Below are 20,301 nucleotides of genomic sequence, written 5' to 3' on the forward strand. Positions count from 1 at the left end.
AGTCTGAGGGGCGGTGCTTCAGCACCGCCCCTTTTTCGTTCGCGAGGGGATGAGCGAAGGCAGCACGAGCCTCTTGTCCATCTACAACTTATACGTGTATTCTTTCTGGCGCTGCACGCGCGGTCCAACGGGTGGCACGCGCGTGAGAGCCAGGGAGGAAGAACATGCCGATCAGGAATCCGAAACCCGCGCCCGCCGGGCCGTCGCGAGCATCGCTCTCGGACAGCATTCGCGGGCAGGCATTCGGGCTCGCCCCCGGCCGAGGGCCCGGAACGACCACGACGAACGGCGAGGAGGGGGCGTATGCCGGGAGCTACGTCACGAACTTCACGAAGGGGCTCGAGCACGACGGCTGCGGCCTTCTGAAACGGCCGCAGGACTACGAGCGCCTCGTCGAGGCGATCAACCACGGATCGTCGAAATGGTTCGACAACCTGACGAGCAGTGACCCGCGGATGGCGCCGAACGGGCCGGTGACGCTGCCGAAGACCTTCCATGTCGAGATGCGGGGAAGCGCAGGCTGGCAGAAGGCGACCTGGCGCGCCTGGGAGAGCCCGCGCGCCGGCCACGCCACGGTTGCGGGCGGCTGTGTGACGATCCTCAAGGCCTTCTTCGACACGGTGGACAGCGACTGGAAACGGCATCCCTGGCCGCTCGACGTCCATGTCCCGACCACGGACGGGGCTAGGCTCGAGAACAAGGGCCGCACCGCAAAGGGCGAGACGATCGAGGGCGAGCTCAACAAGCTCGCCGCCAACGTCGCGATCGGCCGCAACATGGCGGGCGTCCACTATTACAGCGACTACTACGACTCGGTCCGGCTCGGCGAGCGCGTGGCGGTCGGCATCCTCGAGGAGCAGATGCTCACCTATGGGGAAGAGGTGCGGATGCGCTTCCACAGCTTTGACAGTGACCGCATCGAGATCGACGTGGCGGGGAACAACTCGCCGCCCCGCGTGATCGTCAATGACGGGGGCTCGGAGGCCTATGCCGCATGGTGGACGCGGCACCTCTGAGGCCCTGCGCTCCCGGTGCGGCCCCTCCCGGCCGCGCCGTCCTCACTCGAACGTCACGCTGACGCTCGGGCTGCCGGCGAGGCCCTCATAGGTGACCGTCGCCGTCAGCCCGGGCTTCGGCTCCATCAGCGGGCCGAACGAGCCGAGGCTGACGAGGTCGCCCGCCTCGAAGACGACGCCCGCGCGCCTCAGCCACAGGACCGCCTCGATCGGCTGGCCGAGGATGGCCGCCCCCGGCGCGCTCGACAGCGTCTCGCCGTCCTGCGCCATCACGACGACGGTCATATCCGCCAGCGCGTCGAGGAAGGCCTGCGATGCCTCCACCGGAACCGGCTCGCCGAGGACGCCCATGCGGGCGCCGACATTGATCGCCGTGAGCGTCGGCCCATCGAGGCCCCTCGGATCGGCGACCACGAGATCCGGCAGCTCGATGAAGGGGTGCACGGCCGACAGGTGCCCGAGGGCCTCGAGCGGCGTCTCCGCTTCGTTCAGGCCCTCGCCGGCCACGACGACGACGAGATCGGCCTCGAAGCGCGGCACCGCGCCGTGGAGCGCGGGCACGGACGCGCCGCTCTCGAGCATCGCCCGCCCGAACAGGCGCCCGCGCACGGGTTCGCTCACGCCGAACATGCGTTGCGCGGGCTCGCTCGTGAGGCCCGCCTTGTGGCCGACAGGCGGCCCGAACTCGGCCGCCAGCGCCCGCACGAGCTTGTCCTGCGCGCAGAGCGCGTCCTCCATCGTCTCGACCTCGAGGGCCTGAGCCGGCGTCTTCGTCAGCAGGTCGGCGGCGAGCCGCGCCACCGCGGTGTCGTCCGGGCACGCTGCCCGTGCGCCGGTCGCAAGGGCGGACGCCATGGCCAGCGCCGCCGTCATCCCCGTCATGGCGCTCATGCGCATGCGTCCTCTCCTCCCCCTATTTCGCCGCGCGCGCGGCCGACGCAGTCAGACCTTATCGTGCATCGCGAAGCGGGTGGACAAGGGGCGCCGCCCGTCTCATCGTCCCTCTCCGCCGGACCGCATCGAAAGGGATATTTCATGTCGAAGACATCGGGCACCATCCGCTGCGGCATCGGCGGCTGGATCTTCGAGCCCTGGCGCGGCACGTTCTATCCCGAGAAGCTGCCGAAGACGAAGGAACTGGCCTACGCGGCCGAGCACCTGACCTCGATCGAGATCAACGGCACGTTCTACCGCTCGCAGAGCCCGGCGACGTTCCGGAAATGGGCGTCCGAAACGCCGGACGGCTTCGTCTTCTCCCTCAAGGGCCCGCGCTACGCGGTGAACCGGCGGGTCGTCGCGGAGGGCGGCGACTCGGTCAGGCGCTTCATCGAGAGCGGCATCACCGAGATGGGAGACAGGCTCGGTCCCATCCTCTGGCAGTTCGCCCCGACGAAGCGTTTCGACGAGGCGGATTTCGAGGCGTTTCTCGAGCTCCTGCCGAAAGAGGCGGACGGGCTGAGGCTGCGCCACGTGGTCGAGGTGCGCCACCCCTCCTTCTGTGTCCCGGAGTTCGTCGCGCTTCTGAGGCGCCACGAAATCCCTGTCGTCTATGCCGACCACGCGAGCTACCCCGCGATCGCCGACCCGATCGGCGACTTCGTCTACGCCCGGCTGCAGACGGGGCGCGACGACGTTGCGACGGGCTACGAGCCGGCCGCGCTCGACGCATGGTCGGAACGCCTGAAGGTCTGGGCCGGAGGCGGCGTGCCGGAGGACCTTCCGACGGTGGGCGAGCCGGCGGACAGGCGGCCGCGCGACGTCTTCGCCTATGTCATTCACGAGGGGAAGGTGCGCGCGCCGGCAGCGGCCATGGAGCTCATCGCGAGGCTGAGCTCCTGAGGTTCGTCGAGCCCCGCCGGCGGTGCCCCCGCCTCCGGCGCGCGTTACCCTCTCAGTGCGCGAGGCGGCGCGGGCTGATCAGTCGGAACAGCGCCCGCATCGCGAGCATGGCCGCCACCACGACGACTATGGCACTCGCGACGTCGCCCCAGATCGGCAGCGGCAGTAAGAGGGCGGAGGCCAGAACGGCCCCGAAGGAGCCGGCGAAGGCGGCGGTGAAGCCGACGCAGATCGGCATGGCGACGATCTCGCGATCGAGCCACTGCGGCTTCGTCGGAGAACGGTAGATCCGCTCGACCACGAGGAAGGCGAACGTCACCACCGAGAAGGCGATCACGGAAAGCAGGAACGACATTTTGGCAGCACCTCGAAGGCCGCGTGGGTCACACGGCGGCCGAACACGCGAGAGGCCCTCGCGCTGGCTCGAGGCGGAGAGTTTTGGCTTGCGGGGGAACGCGGTGACGGCCGCTTAAAGAAGTGCGCGACCGTCGCGTCTCGTCAGGCCGGACCTCCGTCCGACGCGTACAATCTGCAACGGAGCCGGCCGGCGCGCAACGGGATTCAAGCTGCAGCCACGGTGCCGAAGCACTAGCGTTGCAAGTCCGCCAGCCTCGCCGTCACCCGGTCGAAGAGCGGGTTCGTCGCGCGGAAGACGTAGTCGAGCGACGCCGTGCCGACGGCCGTCGCGCCGGCGGCGATCAGCGCGGCCGCGAGTTCGTGTATCGCCCCCTTCGGGCAGTGGAAGACCGCCCGCCCCGCCTCGTGGGCGAGGAGGTCAGCGCCGTTCTCTGCGGCGAGAACGGCCGGATCCGCTGTCGCCGGCAGGGCGGCGCGGACCTCTCGGGTCGTGCGGGCGCGCTCCTCTGCGGAGATGCGGTCGAGGATCGTCCGCAGCGAGCCGAGCCGCTCAGGGGTCCAGGAAGCCGTGAGGGAGGCCGTCAGATGCGCCTCGCTCGCGAGGATCAGCCCGTCGTCGAGCACCTTCAGGGCGTTCGCGGCAAGCGTCGCTCCGGTCGTCGTGATGTCGACGATCAGGTCGGCCGCGCCCGAGGCCGGGGCACCTTCGGTGGCGCCCGCGCTCTCGACGATCCGGTAGTCGCCGACCGCGTGACGGGAGAAGAAGGCGCGCGTCAGGTTCACGTATTTCGTCGCCACCCGCAGCCGCCGGCCGTGTCGGGCGCGGAAGCCCTGCGCCACGTCGTCGAGGTCCGCCATCGTGCGGACGTCGATCCAGAGCTGCGGCACCGCCACCACGACGCGCGCATAACCGAAGCCGAGCGGCGTCACGAGCTCGACGGCGCGCTCGGTCTCGGGGATCTGCTCCCGCAGGAGGTCCTCGCCCGTCACGCCGAGGTGAATCTTCCCTTCGGCCAGTTCGCGGGCGATCTCGGAAGCGGAGAGGAACCACACCTCGACGTCGGGAATGCCCTTGAACGAGCCGCGATAGTCGCGCGCGCCACGGCCGCGCTCGACGACGAGGCCGGCGCGCGCGAAGAAGGCGTCTGCATTCTCCTGCAGGCGCCCCTTGGACGGCACCGCGATGATCAGCGAATCCGCGCTCACTGCGCCCTCCCCTGCTCCAGCCGGTCGATCCAGATCGAGCAGCCGACGGCGGCGACCTCCTCGGGCGCCCCGAGCAGGCTCAGGAGCCGGTCGTAGCGCCCCCCGCCCACCATCGGCCCCACCTCCGGCCGCGCCGGATCGTCGATCTCGAAGACGAAGCCCGTGTAGTAGTCGAGGCGCCGGCCGAAATCGCCGACGAACTCCATGGCGGCCGCGCCGGCGCCGCTCGCCTCGAGCGCGTCGAGCCGGCGGTGCCAGGACTGGAGCGCCGCGCCCACCTCGACGCCGGCCGCGCGGGCGAGCGTTTCGAGGCGGTCGAGCGCCTCGCGCGGGCCACCGCGCACGCCCGCGACCTCCTGGAGGAGCGCGATCGCCCGCTCGTCCAGGCCGCCCGCCACCGCGAGCTCGGCCTGCTCGACGAGACGCTGCGCGATCTCCTCCGGCGTCCGGCCGCCGACCGGCGCGATGCCGGCGATCGAGACCATCTCCTCGACGGCTGCCCGCGCCGCGCCCTGATCGCCCCTCGCGAGCGCGGCGAGGAAGCGTGCCCTGTCGTTGGCGGGAGGCGGGTTCGCCGCCTGGCGCAGCACGTCGAGAACGCCGCCATTGCGACCGAAGCCCGCCCGGAGGCGCCGCGGCCACGGCTCCGGCAGCTTCAGCTCCTCGACGAAGCGCATGAGGATCGAAGGGTCCCCGATCCGGAGCGCCGGCCGCTCGAGCCCGAAGAGCCGCACGGCCTCGAGCGCGAGCGACATGACCTCCGCATCGGTCGCCTCGGGATCGGGCGCTCCATAGATCTCCACGCCCGCCTGCGTGAACTCGCCAGGCCCCGCGCCACTGGGCCGGTAGCGGAAGACCGGTCCCATGTAGGCGTATCGCGCCGGCCGCTCGGCCCGGCCCTCGGCCAGGTGGGCACGGCTGACGGGGATCGTGTAGTCGGGCCTGAGGCAGAGTTCCCGGCCTTCGGGGTCCTGCACGAGATAGAGCCTGCGGCGGATGTCCTCGCCGGTGAGGTCGAGGAAAACAGTGGCCGGCTGCAGTATCGCGGGCTCGGTCACGAGATGGTGGCGCGACGCCAAGAGGTCGATGAGCGCCCGGCGCTCGGCATTGTCTCGTGCGGCTGGCGTCATTGGGAAATCCGTCGGGTCGTGGAGGTCGCCGGCCCTTCCGTTGGCAGACCGGCGGCGAAATCTCAAGCGTCTGATGAGCGCGGCAGGCTCACCGGCCGTCGAGCCCGTGCCGCGCGAGGATGCCTCGCACCGTCGCGACGATCTCCGTCACCGGCACCTCGACCTGGGCGGGCCGCGCCTCGCGCCACTCCTCGTGGTCGGCGATCGTCTCGGCCGCCTTCGCGCCCTCGATCAGGTCCTTGACCTGCACGACGCCGCGCTCGCGCTCGTCGCCGCCCTGGATGACGACGCATGAGCTGCCGCGGCGGTCGGCATATTTCATCTGCGCCTTCATGCCGGAGCCGCCGAGATACATCTCCGCGCGGATGCCGGCAGCCCTGAGCTCCGACACGATGCGCTGGTAGACCGCCGTCTGGTCCTTGTCCATCACGAGGACGACGACCGGCCCCGGTACATTCGTCTGCTCCAGCCGGCCGAGCGCCCCGAGCGCCGCGAGCAGCCGCGACACGCCGATCGAGAAGCCCGTCGCCGGGACCTTTTCGCCGCGGAAGCGCGCGACCAGCCCGTCATAGCGCCCGCCGCCGGCGACCGAGCCGAAGCGCGCCGTCTCGCCCCTCTCGTTCACCGTCTCGAAGGTCAGCTCCACCTCGTAGACCGGGCCCGTGTAGTATTCGAGGCCGCGCACGACGCTGGGGTCGATCTTCACGCGGTCGGAATAGCCCGACGCCTCGATCAGCGCCTCGATCTGGGCGAGCTCCGCCACGCCCTCGGCGCCGGCCACCGTGCCGCGCAGCTCAGGCAGCTCGAGCCCCGTCTCGAGATAGCCCATGATCACGGCGACGCTTTCGGCCTCCAGTGCCGCGCCCTTCGTGAAGTCGCCGCTCTCGTCCCTGCGGCCCTCGCCGAGGAGCGCGCGCACGCCGTCGAGGCCCAGCCGGTCGAGCTTGTCGATCGCCCGGAGCACGGTCAGCCGCGTCGCGGCATGCTCGTCGCCCGCGAGGCCGACCGCCTCCATCACGCCGTCGAGCACCTTGCGGTTGTTCACGCGCACGACGTACTGGCCCTGAAGCCCCAGCGCGTCCATCGTGTCGGCCGCCATCATGCAGATCTCGGCGTCGGCGCCGACCGACGGCGCGCCGACCGTGTCGGCGTCGAACTGCATGAACTGGCGGAAGCGCCCCGGCCCCGGCTTCTCGTTGCGGAAGACGTAGCCGTTGCGGTAGCTGCGATAGGGCTTCGGCAGGCGATCGAAATTCTCGGCGACGAAACGGGCCAGCGGCGCCGTCAGGTCGTAGCGCAGGCTCAGCCACTGCTCGTCGTCGTCCTGGAACGAGAACACGCCCTCGTTCGGCCGGTCTTGGTCGGGCAGGAACTTGCCGAGCGCGTCGGTGTATTCGATCGCCGGCGTCTCGAGCGGATCGAAGCCGTAGCGCTCGAACACGGCGCGGATCTTCTGCAGCGTCGCGTGGGTGACGCGCAGGCTGTCGCTCTCGAGGTCCTGGAGGCCGCGGGGAAGTCGCGCCTTCAGCCGGTCCGCCTTGTCGGTCTTGGCCATCGTGTTCTTGAATGAAGAGAGGACTGGGTCCGCAGGCTGACGCCCCGGCATCGCGTGGCCTTCCTAGAGCAAAGGGCCGGTAGCGGCAAGAAGCCGGTAACGATGCGGACAAACGCCTCGTCAACCCTGGGACTCGAAAGAAGCCGAGTCGGATCATCGGCTTAACTGGGCCGTTCCCGCCCGGCCCCTAGGTTCTCCGGACATTCGGTGGGTCCCGCCACCGATCCCGTGAGAACAGGTGAGAGTGCGTCCGACATGAAGAAGATCGCCTTCTCGGCGCTGGCGCTGGGCGCCGCGCTGTTCGCCCTGCCGGCATCGGCCCAGTCGCAGATGCCCTTCCCGGCCCTGATGAACGCCCTGACGGGGCAGAGCGCGCAGCCGCAGGCGGCCTACCGCCACCGTGAGGTGCCGCAGCCCCGCTTCCGCACGCCCGGACAGGACCACCGGCAGGCGGCGCGGGTCGAGCCGCGCTGGCACCGCTCTCCGGACCAGCCCTATCGTGCCGCTCCGATGGTCCAGGCCCCGGAGCCGCGACGCTCCACCACCACCTATCGTCGCGAGGCGGCCGTGCATCCGAGCGCCCGCGCCCAGGCCGCTGTGCGACCGCAGATCGACGAGCGCTACCTGCCGACGGTCGTGCCCTATTCCGGCCGGCATGCGCCGGGCACGATCGTCATCGATACGAACGAGAAGTTCCTCTACCTCGTCGAGGGCGACGGCACGGCGCGCCGCTACGGCGTCGGCGTCGGCCGCCCCGGCTTCGAGTGGGCCGGCACGCACAGCGTCACGCGCAAGGCCGAGTGGCCGGGCTGGACGCCGCCGCCGGAGATGCGCAAGCGCCAGCCGGGACTGCCGAAGCATATGGTCGGCGGCCCCAACAACCCGCTCGGTGCGCGCGCTCTTTACCTCGGATCAACGCTTTATCGCATTCATGGCTCGAACGAGCCCTGGACGATCGGTCGGGCCGTCTCCTCCGGATGCATCCGCATGCGAAATGAGGACGTGATCGATCTCTACAATCGCGTTAAAGTAGGCACGAAGGTGATCGTGAGCTGACCTCCCACGATCACGCGTAGAGCGGGCGGCCTCCCCCAGAGGGAGCCGCCCGTTTCACTTGCGCAAGCTGCGTCGGACACCGCCTTGCATCGGGCACCTCCGGGGAGCACATTGCCCGGCATGGACCCACGAGCCCCCGAACCCGAGCCTGCCTGGACGCCGCCGATCCTCGGGAGCGCGGCCGTCTTCGCGGCACTGCTCTTCGCCGGGACGGTTCTCTGGCTCAAGTTCGGCGACGGCGTCTATGTCGAGCGCATCCTCGGCGCGATCGCCGGCTGCTTCTGAAGGCCTGCCCGCGCGCGCCCCACGACGATCAGCGCATGCCCAAGGGATGGCGTACCCTGTCGGCCGTGAGCCAGTCGGGCCAGCCCACGAACGTCTCGATGCCCGCCAGCGCGAGGGCGATGGCGATCGCCGCGAACACCGTGATCAGCGTGCGCGTCGACGGCGGGTGCCGCACCCACATGGCGGCCCGCATCAGAAGGCGTGCGAAGAGGTCCATGGTATTCTCTGGGCCGTGAGTCTCGAGGCGGCCGCGCCGCCGGCCTCCGGCGCGGCATGGTCGGGCAGGCAAGGCGATCCGCCCGGCATCATGAGGTGCCGTCCTCCACGAACCGCTTCAGGCGGTCGAGCGCATCGTCCCACTGGCCGGAGACGCGGTCGAGATAGGCGCGCGCCGCGATGAGCGGCTCCGCCTGGAAGGCATAGAGGCTCTCCCGGCCCGCGCGCTGGCTCGTGACGAGGCCGCTCCCCTCGAGCACCCGCAAGTGCTTCGTCACCGCCTGACGGGTCATCGCCGTATCGGCCGACAGGGCCGAGATCGAGCGTGGCTCGCCCTCGCTCAGCCGGGCGAGGAGGGAGAGCCGCGTGGGGTCGCCGAGCGCGGCGAAGACCGCCGCCGGATCGAACTCGCTATGTGCCGGGAGCCTCGACATGTGCCTTGATGTTCTTCACCTGCTGCTCCCAGCCGCCCTCGTTCATGCGGAAGGCTTCCGGCATCCGATGCTTCGGTAGCCTGTCGAAGCCCGATTCGACCACGGTCAGCCGCGTCCCCGCCTCCACGGGCTCGAGCCGGAACTCGACCAGTGTCGGCTCCTCCTGCGAATAGTCGACCTGCGGATCCGCAGGATAGGGATGCCACCGGAAGGCGAAGTAACCCGGCCGCTCCATCGCCGCGACCGTCACCTCGAACCCGATATGCTCGAAGCCGGGATAGGCCACCTTGCCGCGCGCGACCTCTCCCGGCACGAACGGCATGTCGAGCGTTACCCTGAACCACTGGCCAAACTCGCGGTGGTCCGTCAGCGCCTGCCACACCCTCTCGACAGGTGCGGCGATCTCGATCGTCTTCTCGATGCGGTCGGTGGTGTCGATGATCTTTTCCATAAGCGCAACCTCCAGGTTGCACAATGAGTGACACACTCCGGACCCATGCGCAACCTTTGGGTTGCCCTACCCGCTCCGTCAGTGCGCCTCGTCCCAGTTGTCGGCGGCCCGCGCGTCGACCTGCAGCGGCACCTTCAGCTGGACGGCCGGCAGGGCTGCCTCCTCCATCACCTTGCGGATGAGCGGGATCGTGTCGGCGACCGCATCCTCCGGCACTTCGAAGATCAGTTCGTCATGCACCTGCAGGAGCATGCGCGCGGGCGAGCCGGCCACGTGCAGCGCCTCCTCCATGCGGATCATGGCGCGGCGGATGATGTCGGCCGCGGAGCCCTGGATCGGCGCGTTGATCGCCGCGCGCTCGAGGAAGGCGCGCTCGGCGGCGGAGCCCGTGTTGATGTTCGGGAAATGCGCCTTGCGGCCGAAGAGCGTCGTCACGTAGCCGTTCGCCTTCGCGAAGGCCTTGGTGGAGTCCATGTAGTCGCGGATGCCGGGGAAGCGCTCGAAGTAGCGCCTGATGTAATCGCCCGCCTCGCCGCGCGGGATGCCGAGCTGGTTCGCGAGACCGAAGGCCGAGATGCCGTAGATGATGCCGAAATTGATCGCCTTCGCGCGCCGCCGGACGGACGGGTCCATGCCCTCGATCGGCACGGAGAACATCTCCGACGCCGTCATGGCGTGGATGTCGAGCCCCTCCTCGAACGCCGTCACGAGCTGCGGGATCTCGGCCATGTGGGCGAGGATGCGGAGCTCGATCTGGCTGTAGTCGGCGGAGACGAGCTTCATGCCCTTCGGCGCGACGAAGGCCTTGCGGATCTTCCGCCCCTCCTCCGTGCGAACGGGGATGTTCTGCAGGTTCGGCTCCGACGACGACAGGCGGCCCGTCGTGGTCGAGGCCATCGAGTAGCAGGTGTGGACGCGGCCCGTGTCCCTGTTGATGTAGCCCGGCAGCGCGTCGGTGTAGGTGGACTTCAGCTTCGTGATCTGCCGCCATTCGAGGACCTTGGCCGGGAGGGCATGGCCCTCGGCGGCGAGATCCTCCAGAACGCTCGCCCCCGTCGTCCAGGCGCCGGTCTTCGTCTTGCGCGCGCCGGGCAGCCCCATCTTGCCGAACAGGATCTCGGCGAGCTGCTTCGGCGAGCCGATGGTGAAGCGCTCTCCCGCGAGCTCGTAGATCTCGTCCTCGACGCGGGCGGCCGACTGGGCGAGATCGGACGACAGGCGGGCGAGCATCGCCCGGTCGACCTCGACGCCCTCCTGCTCCATCCGGGCGAGCACGGTGACGAGGGGGCGCTCGAGCGTCTCGTAGACGGTCACGACCTTCCCGTCGACGAGGCGCGGCTTCAGCACCGTCCAGAGCCTGAGCGTCACGTCGGCGTCCTCGGCGGCGTATTCGGTCGCCCGCGCGACATCCACGAGATCGAAGGTCACCTGGCTCTTTCCGGAGCCGGCGACGTCCTTGTAGGCGATGGGCGTGTGGCCGAGATAGCGTTTCGACAGTTCGTCCATGCCGTGCGCACGCCGCCCCGCCTCGAAAGCGTAGGAGATCAGCATCGTGTCGTCGAACGGTGCGATGTCGATCCCGCATCGCTTCAGCAGCAGCCAGTCGTACTTCATGTTCTGGGCGATCTTGAGCGTGCCCGGATCCTCGAGCAGGACCTTGAGCCGCTGCAGCGCCTCCGCCATGGGGACCTGCTGCAGGTCTGCGCCGTCGCCCTCGAAGAGGCCGTCGGCCTTCCGGTGGGCGAGCGGCACGTAGCAGGCGCGGCCCGGCGCGGTCGCGAGCGAGACGCCGACGAGTTCCGCCTCCATCGGGAAGAGCGAGGTCGCCTCGGTGTCGACGGCGACGTGCCCCTGCGCCAGTGCCTCGGCGATCCAGGTGTCGAGACGGTCAAGGGTCGTGACGGTCTCGTAGCTTGCATGGTCGAAGGGCAGATCCTTCACGGCGGCCTCGGCGGCGAAGACCGCCGCGCAGACGCCGTCCGCCGCGGCCGTGCTGCGCTGCTCCGGCGCCGGCTCGCCCTTGCCCTCGGGGGCGGCCTCGGCCGGCGGAGCCTCGGGCTTCGCCCCCTCCCAATGCGCGATCGACACCTCGCCGGGCTCGATCTCGTCCGGGTCGACGCCCGTTGCCGCGCCGACGCGGCGGGTGATGGTCGTGAACTCCATCGCCTTGAGGAAGGCGAGCAGCCGGCGCGGGTCCGGCTCCTGCACGCCGAGCTCGTCGAGTGGCACGTCGAGCGGCATGTGGCAGTCGAGCTCGACGAGCTTGCGGGAGAGGCGGGCCATCTCGGCGTGCTCGATCAGGTTCTGCCTGCGCTTCGGCTGCTTGATCTCCTCCGCACGCGCGAGCAGCGACTCGAGGTCGCCATATTCGAGGATCAGCTGGGCCGCCGTCTTCACGCCGATGCCGGGCACGCCGGGCACGTTGTCGATCGAATCGCCGGCCAGGGCCTGGACGTCGCGCACGAGGCGCGGCTCGACGCCGAACTTCTCGACGACCTCGGCCACGCCGATGCGCTTGTCCTTCATCTGGTCGTACATCTCGATGCCGTCGCCGACGAGCTGCATCAGGTCCTTGTCGGACGAGACGATCGTGACGGTCGCGCCGGCCTCCCGCGCCTCGCAGGCGTAGGTCGCGATCAGGTCGTCGGCCTCGTAGCCCTTCTGCTCGATGCAGTGGACGTTGAAAGCGCGCGTCGCGTCGCGGATGATCTGGAACTGCGGCCTCAGATCCTCCGGCGGCTCCGGGCGATGGGCCTTGTAGTCGGAGTAGATCTCGTTGCGGAACGAGTGCGCCGAATGGTCGAAGATGACGGCGAGATGGGTCGGCGTCTCGCCGTCGGCCTCGCGCAGGAGCTTCCACAGCATGTTGCAGAAGCCGTGGACGGCGCCCACCGGCAGGCCGTCGGACTTCCGCGTCAGCGGCGGCAGCGCGTGATAGGCGCGGAAGATGTATGCGGAGCCGTCGACGAGGTAGAGATGGTCGCCGGCGGTGACGGGGCGCTTCTGGTGCTCGGGCATGGGGCGGAATATGCCCTCTGCGGTCGCTCATTGCGAGTGTCGAAAAGCCGTCCCTTCCGTCTGTGGAGCCTCGAGGGTGTCTGGTATTGGAAGGTGACCGCCCTGAAGAGGAACAGATGCGCAGCCAACTCGTCCGACACCTGAGGATCCTGACGTCGTTGTCTCGCCGGGCCTCTCCCGCGGCGATCGCGCGGGCCTCGTGGGCCGAACTTCCCTTACAGCCTGCCGCCAGCAGGGGCGGGAAGAGCGCGACGATCCGCCTGCACGCCCTGCCCCACCCCATCCACTACCGGCCCGGGACGAGCGACGTCAGCATCCTGAACCAGGTCTTCGGCAGGCGGGAATACGAAATCAGGTGGCGGGAATATGCCCGGCGGCTCGACGCACACTACCGCGCGCTCGTGGATCAGGGGAAGGAGCCGGTGATCGTCGATGCCGGCGCCAATATCGGGCTCGCGAGCATCTGGTTCGCGAGGCACTTCCCGAGGGCGCGGATCTATGCAGTCGAGCCCGAGCCCGCGAACTTCGCGATCCTCCAGAGGAACGCGGCGCCGTACGAAGAGATCATACCGGTGCACGCGGCGATCTCCGACCGCAACGTCGCCGTCTCGCTTTCCAATCCCGGCGGGCAGCCCTGGGGCTGGGAGACGAGCGAGAGCGACGACGGCGAGGTCGCGGCCGTCACCGTGCCCGAGCTCCTCGCCCGGCGGCCGCACCAGGCGCCGCTGATCGTGAAGCTCGACATCGAAGGGTTCGAGGTCGAGCTTTTCCGGTCGAACACGGGTTGGGCCGACGATGTCCCCGCGATCATCTGGGAGGACCACGACGCCGGTTTTCACTGGCGCGGCACCGCCCATGCGATCCTCAGTGTGCTGACCCGTGTCCCGAGGGACTATGTGAGGCGCGGCGAGAACACCTTCGCATTCTCGCACGCCTTGCTCGCTCTCGCGGGAGCGAACAAGGCGGATTCCGCCGGCAGCGGGTCCTGAGCCTCCCTCACTCCGCCGGCACGAGCTTCGGCTCGCGCCGGTCGATCCGCGTCCAGGCAGGACGGCGGAAGAGGAAGGCGAGCGGCGTCGGCCTGACGATCGCCGCCAGGACGAGCGGCCCCACGACGCCCGCCGCCGTCACGATCAGCGACACGGTGCCGAGGTCGGGGATGATGCCGGTCTTCAGGAGCACGACGCGGCTTCCCGCCATGAAGACGAAGAAGGCGAGGTAGATGACGATCGAGCGCTCGCCGCAGTAGCGCAGCGGTTCGGCCGCCGCCGTCCCGACGAGCAGAACGGAGAAGGTGACGACGGCGATCGCTCCGACTGTGCCCAGCGCCAGGCCGACGAACGGCATGTCTGCGACGCCCTGCGCGACGAGCGTGCCATTCACGACGCCCCAGACGCCGAGATAGGCGAGTCCCAGGGCGGGCCGCCCGGCGATCCGGCTCGCGAAGGCGAAGATGTGGGGGGCGAGCGCGTAGCCGGCATAGAAGTAGACGTAGCGTGCCGCGAACTCGTCGATGACGACGGAGCCGGTGTGGATCGGCGCGATCTCCAGCGCCGCCGCCACCGCCAGCACGGCGACGACCGGAACCCGGCGCAGGAGCTTCGTCACCACGAAGAAGATCGGCAGGAGGTAGATGAACCAGAGCGTGCCGAAAGGCTCGACATACGCGAGCAGATATTCGCGGACGACACCCTCCGCACCCGATTCCGCAAGGATCGGCGGGCTCTTCATCGCGAACTGGATCGTCACCCACAGCACGTAGAAGTAGGCGAAGTGGACGACCTTCGCGTCGAGGTACTCGCGCCACGGCCGGTCGATGCGCAGGGCGAGGAACAGGCCCGCGACGAGGAAGAAGTCCGGCATCCGGAACGGCTTGGCGAACTCCACGACGTGGTGGAGCCATCCGGTGGCCCCGGCCGCGGCCTCGACGCCGAGGGTGGAGTGCATCATGACGACCATCACGATGCAGAAGCCCTTCGCAACGTCCACCCAGTCGACCCGCCGCGGGACAGATGGATGAGAAGCGGTCATCTGCGATGTTCCTTCCTGGCACGCCGCGCGGGGAGATGCGCGGCCTCGGCTTCCGGCCTGCACATGGCGTGCCAGCCGATCCTTGTCCGGGAGAGGCTAAGACAGGGATAAGGCGACGCGCGGAAAGTGCGCACTTCCGCAGGTGCGGCAGACCTGGAGCAGCGCGCGGCGCTGGGGGCCGCGGCTTCCCCTTCGGAAGGTGTGGGATCGGGGACACGGTGCCGCGAAAGCGGCGACTCCAGCGCCTCCCGCCGTGGAACCGCCGCGAATCTTACATGTTCTTAACCCGACCGCGCTGACATGCGCACGATCCACACCCAAGCTCGTTCAAGGGGGCTGAAATGACGACGCCGGCCGAGGCCGCCGACGACAACCACGGACGCGTGGCCAAAATCGTCTCGATCGCTCTTGTCTCTCTCTACGCTCTCGTTGCGCTCGGTTGGGCCGCGACGGCACCTGAAGCGGAAGCCATCACCCCGCCCACCGGCGTGCAGGTCGAATCCACGGCGCGCTGAACCCTTCATCCTGTCGTAACGTTACCTCCGCAAGCATTGTCTTTAGGAGGTATCCGATGCGCCGACCAATCGTGGCAGCCCTGGTTGCCGCCTCGCTTTCCGGCGCGGCCTATGCCGCGCCGGAAGCCTTCCTCAGCCGGTTCGACGGCCAGTGGGCCGGCTCCGGCACCGTCCAGCGAAATGCCAAAGACAACCATCACCGGGTGTCGTGCACGGCGAACGGCCAGTCCGGCGCGACGAGAGTGTCGATCGACGGCACCTGCCGCGCCGCCATCATCTTCAGCCGGAAGATCGGGGCGGACCTGACCCTCGACCCGGCGACGGGGACCTACACCGGCACCTATATCGGCTCGAAGATCGGCCCGGCCCGGCTCGCAGGGAAGAGGCAGGGGGATGCGATCCACCTCGTGATCACCTGGCCCCAGGACGTCAACGGCGACCGCGAATCCCAGATGACGATCACGAATGCCGGCGACGGCAGCTTCGCCGTCCGCATCGACGACGAGGTGGAGCCGGGCGGCCCCGTCACGACGACGACCGACATCAGCTTCGCGCAGCGCTGAACGAAAGGCGGCCCGGAACGCATCCGGGCCGCCTTCATGCCTCGGCAGGGCCCGGCTCGCGCCACGACCCTCGGGCCCTCCCGCTCAGTAGCGGTAGTGCTCAGGCTTGTGCGGCCCCTCGACCGGCACGCCGATATAGTTCGACTGCTTCTCGGTCATCCGCGTGAGCTGCGCGCCCACCTTGTCGAGGTGGAGCTGCGCGACCTTCTCGTCGAGGCTCTTCGGCAGCACGTAGACCTGGTTCTGGTACTTGCCGTTGTTCTGCCAGAGCTCGATCTGCGCGATCACCTGGTTCGTGAACGACGCCGACATCACGAAGCTCGGATGCCCGGTGGCGCAGCCGAGATTCACGAGCCGACCCTTGGCGAGGATCGTGATCTTCTTGCCGTCCGGGAATTCGACCTCGTCGACCTGCGGCTTGATCTCGGTCCACTTGAAGTTGTTCAGGCCCTCGATCTGGATCTCGGAATCGAAGTGGCCGATGTTGCAGACGATCGCCCGCTCCTTCATGCCCCGCATGTGGTCGACGGTGATGACGTCGACATTGCCGGTGGCGGTGCAGAAGATGTCGCCGCGCGGCACGGCGTTCTCCATCGTGACGACCTCGTAGCCCTCCATCGCAGCCTGCAGGGCGCAGATCGGGTCGGTCTCGGTCACGAGGACGCGGCAGCCCGCATTGCGGAACGACTCGGCCGAGCCCTTGCCGACGTCGCCGAAGCCCGCGACGACCGCCACCTTGCCGGCCATCATCACGTCGGTGGCGCGGCGGATCGAGTCGACGAGCGATTCGCGGCAGCCGTACTTGTTGTCGAACTTCGACTTCGTGACGCTGTCGTTCACGTTGATCGCCGGGAACTTGAGCGTGCCCTCCTTCGCCATCTGGTAGAGGCGGTGGACGCCGGTCGTCGTCTCCTCCGAGACGCCCTTGATGCTCTTGGCGAGCTCGGAGTACCAGCCGGGCTTCGTCGCGAGCGTCTTGCGGATCGACTTGAAGAGCTCGCGCTCCTCCTCGTTCTGCGGGTTGTCGAGGACGCTCGGATCCTTCTCGGCCTTCTTGCCGAGATGGACGAGAAGCGTCGCGTCGCCGCCGTCGTCGAGGATCATGTTCGGCGTGCCGCCGTCATGCCACTCGAGGATCTTGTGGGTATAGTCCCAGTAGTCGGCGATCGACTCGCCCTTCCAGGCGAAGACCGGCGTCCCGGCCGCCGCGATCGCGGCCGCGGCGTGGTCCTGCGTCGAATAGATGTTGCACGAGGCCCAGCGGACGTCGGCACCGAGCGCCTTCAGCGTCTCGATGAGAACGGCCGTCTGGATCGTCATGTGGAGCGAGCCGGCGATGCGGGCGCCCTTCAGGGGCTGCGAGGTGCCGTATTCCTCGCGCGTCGCCATCAGGCCCGGCATCTCCGCCTCGGCGATCTCGATCTCCTTCCGGCCGTAGTCGGCCAGTCCGATGTCGGCGATGATGTAGTCGCCGGCCGTGTCGAGCTTCATTGCGGCAGTCATGTGAATTTCCTTCTCGTTGCCTCCAACCGCCCCCGGCAGCCGGTGCGCGCGCAATAGGCGCGGCGACAGCGTCCGGAGAAAGATTGGACAAATGCGTGGGGCCGGCCGGGCGCGCGGGCCCGGCCGGCCGCCTCGTCGGCGTGGTCGTCAGGCCGCCCGGGTGGCGCGGCCGCCGAAGGCGCGGGCGAGTTCGTCGGCGATGTCGGTCTTCTCCCAGGAGAAGCCGCCATCCGCCTCCGCCGTGCGGCCGAAATGGCCGTAGGCCGCCGTCCGTGCATAGATCGGGCGGTCGAGCTGCAGGTGATTGCGGATGCCGCGCGGCGTCAGCTTCACGAGCTCGCGCAGCTTCTTGGAGATCTCGTCGTCCGCGACCTTGCCGGTGCCGTAGGTGTCGACATAGACCGCCACCGGCTCGGCGACGCCGATCGCGTAGGCGAGCTGGATGAGGCACTTGTCGGCGAGGCCGGCGGCGACGACGTTCTTCGCGAGGTAGCGCGAGATGTAGGCGGCCGAGCGGTCGACCTTGGAGGGATCCTTGCCCGAGAAGGCACCGCCGCCATGGGGCGCGGCGCCGCCATAGGTGTCGACGATGATCTTCCGCCCGGTCAGGCCGCAGTCGCTGTCGGGGCCGCCGATGACGAAGCGGCCGGTCGGGTTCACGAGGATGCGCTCCTCGGGGCAGTTCCAGCCGTCGGGAAGACCCTTCTGGATGTAGGGCTTCACCCGCTCGCGGACCGCGTCCTGGCTCATGTCCTCGGTATGCTGGGTCGAGACGACGACCGTGTCGACCGCGACCGGCTTCCCGTTCTCGTAGCGCAGCGTGACCTGGCTCTTGGAGTCGGGGCCGAAGCCCGGCTCGTTGCCCGCGTGACGGGCCTGCGCCATCAGCTGCAGGATGCGGTGCGAGAAGACGATCGGAGCGGGCATCAGCTCCTCGGTCTCGTTGCAGGCGTAGCCGAACATGATGCCCTGGTCGCCCGCGCCCTCGTCCTGGTCGGTGCCGCCCTCGTCGACGCCCACCGCGATGTCGGCGGACTGCTCGTGCAGCTTCACGATGACCTCGGCGTTCTTCCAGTGGAAGCCGTCCTGCTCGTAGCCGATGTCCTTGACGGCGTTGCGCGCAAGACCCTCGACCTCCTTGATCACCGAGGACGGCCCGCGGACTTCGCCGGCGATGCAGATGAAGTTCGTGGTGGTCAGGGTCTCGCAGGCCACCTTCGAATTCGGGTCGGCCGCGAAATACGCGTCCACCACCTCGTCGGAGATGCGGTCGGAGACCTTGTCGGGGTGCCCTTCGGAGACGGACTCACTGGTGAACAGCCAGCTTTTATTGGACATGGTTTATGTTCCTCCGTGAAGGTTCTGGATTGTCGTGAGGGGATATGCGCCGCGGCCGGCAGGCCGCGGCTGTTGGTCGGAGTGGGAGGTTCCGGGCTGGCGCGTCAGGGCTTGCGGAAGTGCAGGATGCCCCAGGCCATGTAGCCGCTGTCGGCGGCCTTCACCCAGTTGTCGAGACCGACGATCATCTTGTCGAGATAGGCCTTGGAGACCCGGCCGACGATCTGGTCGTAGTTCGCCTTCAGCTCCTCGCCGACGCGGAAATAGTGCTCGCGCAGGTTCGGCGTGAGATCCTTGAGCTCGACGGTTTCGAAGCCGACGCGCTCGGCCGCCTCCTTGTAGAACTTGAAGGAGCCGAGGCTCTGCAGGTGGATGCGGTCGTAGACCGGCTGCAGCACTCCCTCGGGGCAGTCGTCGGCCTGCATCGGATCGGTGAAGATCAGCTCGCCGCCCTTCTTCAGCACCCGGAAGGCCTCGCGCAGCACCTGCTCGCGGTCGTCGGAGTGCAGGAAGGAATCCTGCGACCACACGACCTGGAACGCGGAATCGGGCTCAGGGACGTCCTCGAAGACGCCGTGCAGCACCGAGACGAGGTCGGCCAGGCCCTGGCGCCGGTTGAGGTACCGGTTCGTGTTGTTCTGCGTCTCGGAGACGTTGAGGCAGTTGACCGGGCAGCCGTGCTTCTTCGCGAGGTAGCGGGCCGCGCCGCCATAGCCCGCGCCGAAGTCGATCACGTGCGTGTCGCGGCCGATCTTCGACAGCATGTCGGTCATCATCTCGACCGTGAGGCGGCTCGCCTCCTTGATGTCCTTGGTGCTGTCGTAGAGGCCGATGTGGATGTCCTCGCCACCCCAGATATTGTAGTAGAACTGGTCGGCGTCGGAGGAGTCGTAATACTCCTCGGTGACCGCGCGCACGTTCTTCGGCTGGTCGGGATCCGGCGCCTTGACCTTGCGCGAGCGCGGCATCGCCTTCTCCGCGATGTGGACGTAGAAGTCCGGATCGCTCTCCTGGTACGTCTCCTGGAAGTCGCCGTAGGAGTGGATGCGCTGGAACCCGGCCTCCTCTATGAGGCGGCGCGTGTACTTCTTGCGGAGCGGGAACATGTTGAGGTGGTACTCCGACCCGTCCGGGAAGGTGTACCTGAAGCGCGCGAGGCCTTCGTCCATATGCTCGGGCTCTGCGGTCACCTGGTCTCCGCAATAGTAGTACTTGTGCTTCGAGGAGAAGCCGTCGTCGAGGATGGCGTCGTAGTTGCGCTGATCGAGGATCAGGATGCCGTCGTGCTTCAGCGCGGCGTAGAACTCCGCCAGCACCCGGCGCCGGTCGGACTCGTCGTGAAGATGCGTGAACGAGTTGCCGAGGCAGATGATCGCGTCATACTTGCCCTGGATGTCCTTGTTCAGCCAGCGCCAGTCCGACTGCACCGTCTTGAGGATCAGGCCGCGCCGCTTGCCGTTCTCGAACGCCTGCGAGAGCATCGCCGCGGAGCCGTCGACGCTCGTGACGTCGAAGCCGGCCTCGACGAGCCGGACCGAGTGGAAGCCGGTACCGCAGGCCACGTCGAGAATCTTGTGCTTGCCGCGCGAACGGAGCACGTCGATGAAGAAGTCGCCTTCGCTCGTGGCCCGTGCGTCCCAGTCGATCAGTTCGTCCCACTTCTCGACGAAGCTCTTCACGTATTCCGCCCGGTACTGGCCGGTGTCCCTTACCTCCAGCGGATCGCCGTCGTAGCGCTGGTTATCGGCTGTGAGATCCGCGTTGTAGGAAGCTGTCATTGGCGTTCTC

General features: G+C 68.4%; 20 protein-coding genes. 7 read left to right on the plus strand and 13 right to left on the minus strand.

Going from position 1 to position 20,301, the window contains the following annotated elements:
- Positions 1-164 precede the first annotated feature (164 nt).
- Entirely contained in the window at positions 165-1,016 is an 852-nt protein-coding gene (locus tag N177_RS07790; RefSeq protein ID WP_023431744.1) for a phosphatase PAP2 family protein, read from the plus strand.
- Between the two features lie 42 nt (positions 1,017-1,058).
- On the opposite strand, the gene N177_RS07795 is transcribed toward N177_RS07790, so the two are convergent.
- Complete coding sequence (locus N177_RS07795; RefSeq protein WP_023431745.1) at positions 1,059-1,913, minus strand: 2-keto-4-pentenoate hydratase; 855 nt, start codon at positions 1,911-1,913, stop codon at positions 1,059-1,061.
- 138 nt (positions 1,914-2,051) lie between these two features.
- On the opposite strand from N177_RS07795, the gene N177_RS07800 reads away from it, so the two are divergent.
- Positions 2,052-2,855 (plus strand): DUF72 domain-containing protein, encoded by an 804-nt coding sequence (locus N177_RS07800; protein WP_023431746.1) that lies wholly within the window; start codon positions 2,052-2,054, stop codon positions 2,853-2,855.
- 52 nt (positions 2,856-2,907) lie between these two features.
- On the opposite strand, the gene N177_RS07805 is transcribed toward N177_RS07800, so the two are convergent.
- From N177_RS07805 to hisS, 4 genes are all read right to left on the minus strand, one after another.
- A complete protein-coding gene (locus tag N177_RS07805) occupies positions 2,908-3,210 on the minus strand; it encodes a hypothetical protein (RefSeq protein ID WP_023431747.1) in 303 nt (100 codons plus the stop codon).
- Positions 3,211-3,443: 233 nt separating this feature from the next.
- Positions 3,444-4,418, minus strand: coding sequence for an ATP phosphoribosyltransferase (gene hisG, locus N177_RS07810; RefSeq protein ID WP_023431748.1), 975 nt, complete (start codon positions 4,416-4,418; stop codon positions 3,444-3,446).
- The gene (locus tag N177_RS07815) at positions 4,415-5,548 is read right to left on the minus strand and encodes an ATP phosphoribosyltransferase regulatory subunit (RefSeq protein WP_023431749.1); all 1,134 of its coding nucleotides are present in this window, start codon (positions 5,546-5,548) and stop codon (positions 4,415-4,417) included. The genes hisG and N177_RS07815 overlap by 4 nt, the downstream gene beginning before the upstream one ends.
- An 88-nt stretch (positions 5,549-5,636) precedes the next feature.
- On the minus strand, positions 5,637-7,103 hold the full coding sequence (gene hisS, locus N177_RS07820; protein WP_040485395.1) for a histidine--tRNA ligase: 1,467 nt from the start codon (positions 7,101-7,103) through the stop codon (positions 5,637-5,639).
- A gap of 255 nt (positions 7,104-7,358) precedes the next feature.
- On the opposite strand from hisS, the gene N177_RS07825 reads away from it, so the two are divergent.
- Together N177_RS07825 and N177_RS21635 are read left to right on the plus strand one after the other, a co-directional pair.
- Entirely contained in the window at positions 7,359-8,159 is an 801-nt protein-coding gene (locus tag N177_RS07825) for a L,D-transpeptidase (protein WP_023431751.1), read from the plus strand.
- Between the two features lie 120 nt (positions 8,160-8,279).
- Positions 8,280-8,444 carry a hypothetical protein gene (locus N177_RS21635; RefSeq protein ID WP_160170919.1) on the plus strand — a complete coding sequence of 55 codons (165 nt, stop codon included), beginning with the start codon at positions 8,280-8,282 and terminating at the stop codon, positions 8,442-8,444.
- A 28-nt stretch (positions 8,445-8,472) separates the two neighbouring features.
- Here the strand turns inward: N177_RS21635 and N177_RS07830 are convergent, their stop codons facing one another.
- From N177_RS07830 to polA, 4 genes are all read right to left on the minus strand, one after another.
- The gene (locus tag N177_RS07830; protein WP_023431753.1) at positions 8,473-8,661 is read right to left on the minus strand and encodes a hypothetical protein; all 189 of its coding nucleotides are present in this window, start codon (positions 8,659-8,661) and stop codon (positions 8,473-8,475) included.
- A gap of 88 nt (positions 8,662-8,749) precedes the next feature.
- On the minus strand, positions 8,750-9,094 hold the full coding sequence (locus N177_RS07835) for an ArsR/SmtB family transcription factor (RefSeq protein ID WP_023431754.1): 345 nt from the start codon (positions 9,092-9,094) through the stop codon (positions 8,750-8,752).
- Entirely contained in the window at positions 9,072-9,545 is a 474-nt protein-coding gene (locus tag N177_RS07840) for an SRPBCC family protein (RefSeq protein ID WP_023431755.1), read from the minus strand. The genes N177_RS07835 and N177_RS07840 overlap by 23 nt, the downstream gene beginning before the upstream one ends.
- Before the next feature lie 78 nt (positions 9,546-9,623).
- Positions 9,624-12,563, minus strand: coding sequence for a DNA polymerase I (polA, locus tag N177_RS07845; RefSeq protein ID WP_023431756.1), 2,940 nt, complete (start codon positions 12,561-12,563; stop codon positions 9,624-9,626).
- A gap of 116 nt (positions 12,564-12,679) precedes the next feature.
- Here polA and N177_RS07850 point away from each other — a divergent pair, with 116 nt between their 5' ends.
- Positions 12,680-13,552 (plus strand): FkbM family methyltransferase, encoded by an 873-nt coding sequence (locus N177_RS07850; protein ID WP_023431758.1) that lies wholly within the window; start codon positions 12,680-12,682, stop codon positions 13,550-13,552.
- A gap of 7 nt (positions 13,553-13,559) precedes the next feature.
- Here N177_RS07850 and N177_RS07855 read toward each other — a convergent pair whose 3' ends face one another.
- A complete protein-coding gene (locus N177_RS07855) occupies positions 13,560-14,594 on the minus strand; it encodes an acyltransferase family protein (protein WP_023431759.1) in 1,035 nt (344 codons plus the stop codon).
- A gap of 341 nt (positions 14,595-14,935) precedes the next feature.
- On the opposite strand from N177_RS07855, the gene N177_RS21640 reads away from it, so the two are divergent.
- Both N177_RS21640 and N177_RS07860 read left to right on the plus strand, forming a co-directional pair.
- Complete coding sequence (locus tag N177_RS21640) at positions 14,936-15,109, plus strand: hypothetical protein (RefSeq protein WP_023431760.1); 174 nt, start codon at positions 14,936-14,938, stop codon at positions 15,107-15,109.
- A gap of 56 nt (positions 15,110-15,165) precedes the next feature.
- A complete protein-coding gene (locus N177_RS07860) occupies positions 15,166-15,672 on the plus strand; it encodes a hypothetical protein (RefSeq protein WP_051402291.1) in 507 nt (168 codons plus the stop codon).
- 84 nt (positions 15,673-15,756) lie between these two features.
- Here the strand turns inward: N177_RS07860 and ahcY are convergent, their stop codons facing one another.
- The 3 genes from ahcY to N177_RS07875 form a co-directional block, all read right to left on the minus strand.
- Positions 15,757-17,175 carry an adenosylhomocysteinase gene (ahcY, locus tag N177_RS07865; RefSeq protein WP_023431762.1) on the minus strand — a complete coding sequence of 473 codons (1,419 nt, stop codon included), beginning with the start codon at positions 17,173-17,175 and terminating at the stop codon, positions 15,757-15,759.
- Positions 17,176-17,322: 147 nt separating this feature from the next.
- Positions 17,323-18,513, minus strand: a complete 1,191-nt coding sequence (gene metK, locus N177_RS07870; RefSeq protein ID WP_023431763.1) for a methionine adenosyltransferase — start codon at positions 18,511-18,513, stop codon at positions 17,323-17,325.
- 104 nt (positions 18,514-18,617) lie between these two features.
- Entirely contained in the window at positions 18,618-20,291 is a 1,674-nt protein-coding gene (locus N177_RS07875) for a glycine/sarcosine N-methyltransferase (RefSeq protein WP_040485397.1), read from the minus strand.
- Between the last annotated feature and the right edge of the window lie 10 nt (positions 20,292-20,301).

Origin of the sequence: Lutibaculum baratangense AMV1 (assembly GCF_000496075.1) — a bacterium.
Taxonomy (GTDB): domain Bacteria; phylum Pseudomonadota; class Alphaproteobacteria; order Rhizobiales; family Tepidamorphaceae; genus Lutibaculum; species Lutibaculum baratangense.

Coding starts and splice junctions, on each gene's coding strand:
- N177_RS07800 (WP_023431746.1), top strand. CDS start 2,052: ATGTCGAAGACATCGGGCACCATCCGCTGCGGCATCGGCGGCTGGATC.
- N177_RS07790 (WP_023431744.1), top strand. CDS start 165: ATGCCGATCAGGAATCCGAAACCCGCGCCCGCCGGGCCGTCGCGAGCA.
- N177_RS21640 (WP_023431760.1), top strand. CDS start 14,936: ATGACGACGCCGGCCGAGGCCGCCGACGACAACCACGGACGCGTGGCC.
- hisS (WP_040485395.1), bottom strand. CDS start 7,103: ATGGCCAAGACCGACAAGGCGGACCGGCTGAAGGCGCGACTTCCCCGC.
- N177_RS07875 (WP_040485397.1), bottom strand. CDS start 20,291: ATGACAGCTTCCTACAACGCGGATCTCACAGCCGATAACCAGCGCTAC.
- N177_RS21635 (WP_160170919.1), top strand. CDS start 8,280: ATGGACCCACGAGCCCCCGAACCCGAGCCTGCCTGGACGCCGCCGATC.
- N177_RS07815 (WP_023431749.1), bottom strand. CDS start 5,548: ATGACGCCAGCCGCACGAGACAATGCCGAGCGCCGGGCGCTCATCGAC.
- N177_RS07830 (WP_023431753.1), bottom strand. CDS start 8,661: ATGGACCTCTTCGCACGCCTTCTGATGCGGGCCGCCATGTGGGTGCGG.
- N177_RS07840 (WP_023431755.1), bottom strand. CDS start 9,545: ATGGAAAAGATCATCGACACCACCGACCGCATCGAGAAGACGATCGAG.
- N177_RS07835 (WP_023431754.1), bottom strand. CDS start 9,094: ATGTCGAGGCTCCCGGCACATAGCGAGTTCGATCCGGCGGCGGTCTTC.
- N177_RS07795 (WP_023431745.1), bottom strand. CDS start 1,913: ATGCGCATGAGCGCCATGACGGGGATGACGGCGGCGCTGGCCATGGCG.
- N177_RS07805 (WP_023431747.1), bottom strand. CDS start 3,210: ATGTCGTTCCTGCTTTCCGTGATCGCCTTCTCGGTGGTGACGTTCGCC.
- ahcY (WP_023431762.1), bottom strand. CDS start 17,175: ATGACTGCCGCAATGAAGCTCGACACGGCCGGCGACTACATCATCGCC.
- N177_RS07855 (WP_023431759.1), bottom strand. CDS start 14,594: ATGACCGCTTCTCATCCATCTGTCCCGCGGCGGGTCGACTGGGTGGAC.
- N177_RS07825 (WP_023431751.1), top strand. CDS start 7,359: ATGAAGAAGATCGCCTTCTCGGCGCTGGCGCTGGGCGCCGCGCTGTTC.
- N177_RS07850 (WP_023431758.1), top strand. CDS start 12,680: ATGCGCAGCCAACTCGTCCGACACCTGAGGATCCTGACGTCGTTGTCT.
- N177_RS07860 (WP_051402291.1), top strand. CDS start 15,166: ATGCGCCGACCAATCGTGGCAGCCCTGGTTGCCGCCTCGCTTTCCGGC.
- polA (WP_023431756.1), bottom strand. CDS start 12,563: ATGCCCGAGCACCAGAAGCGCCCCGTCACCGCCGGCGACCATCTCTAC.
- metK (WP_023431763.1), bottom strand. CDS start 18,513: ATGTCCAATAAAAGCTGGCTGTTCACCAGTGAGTCCGTCTCCGAAGGG.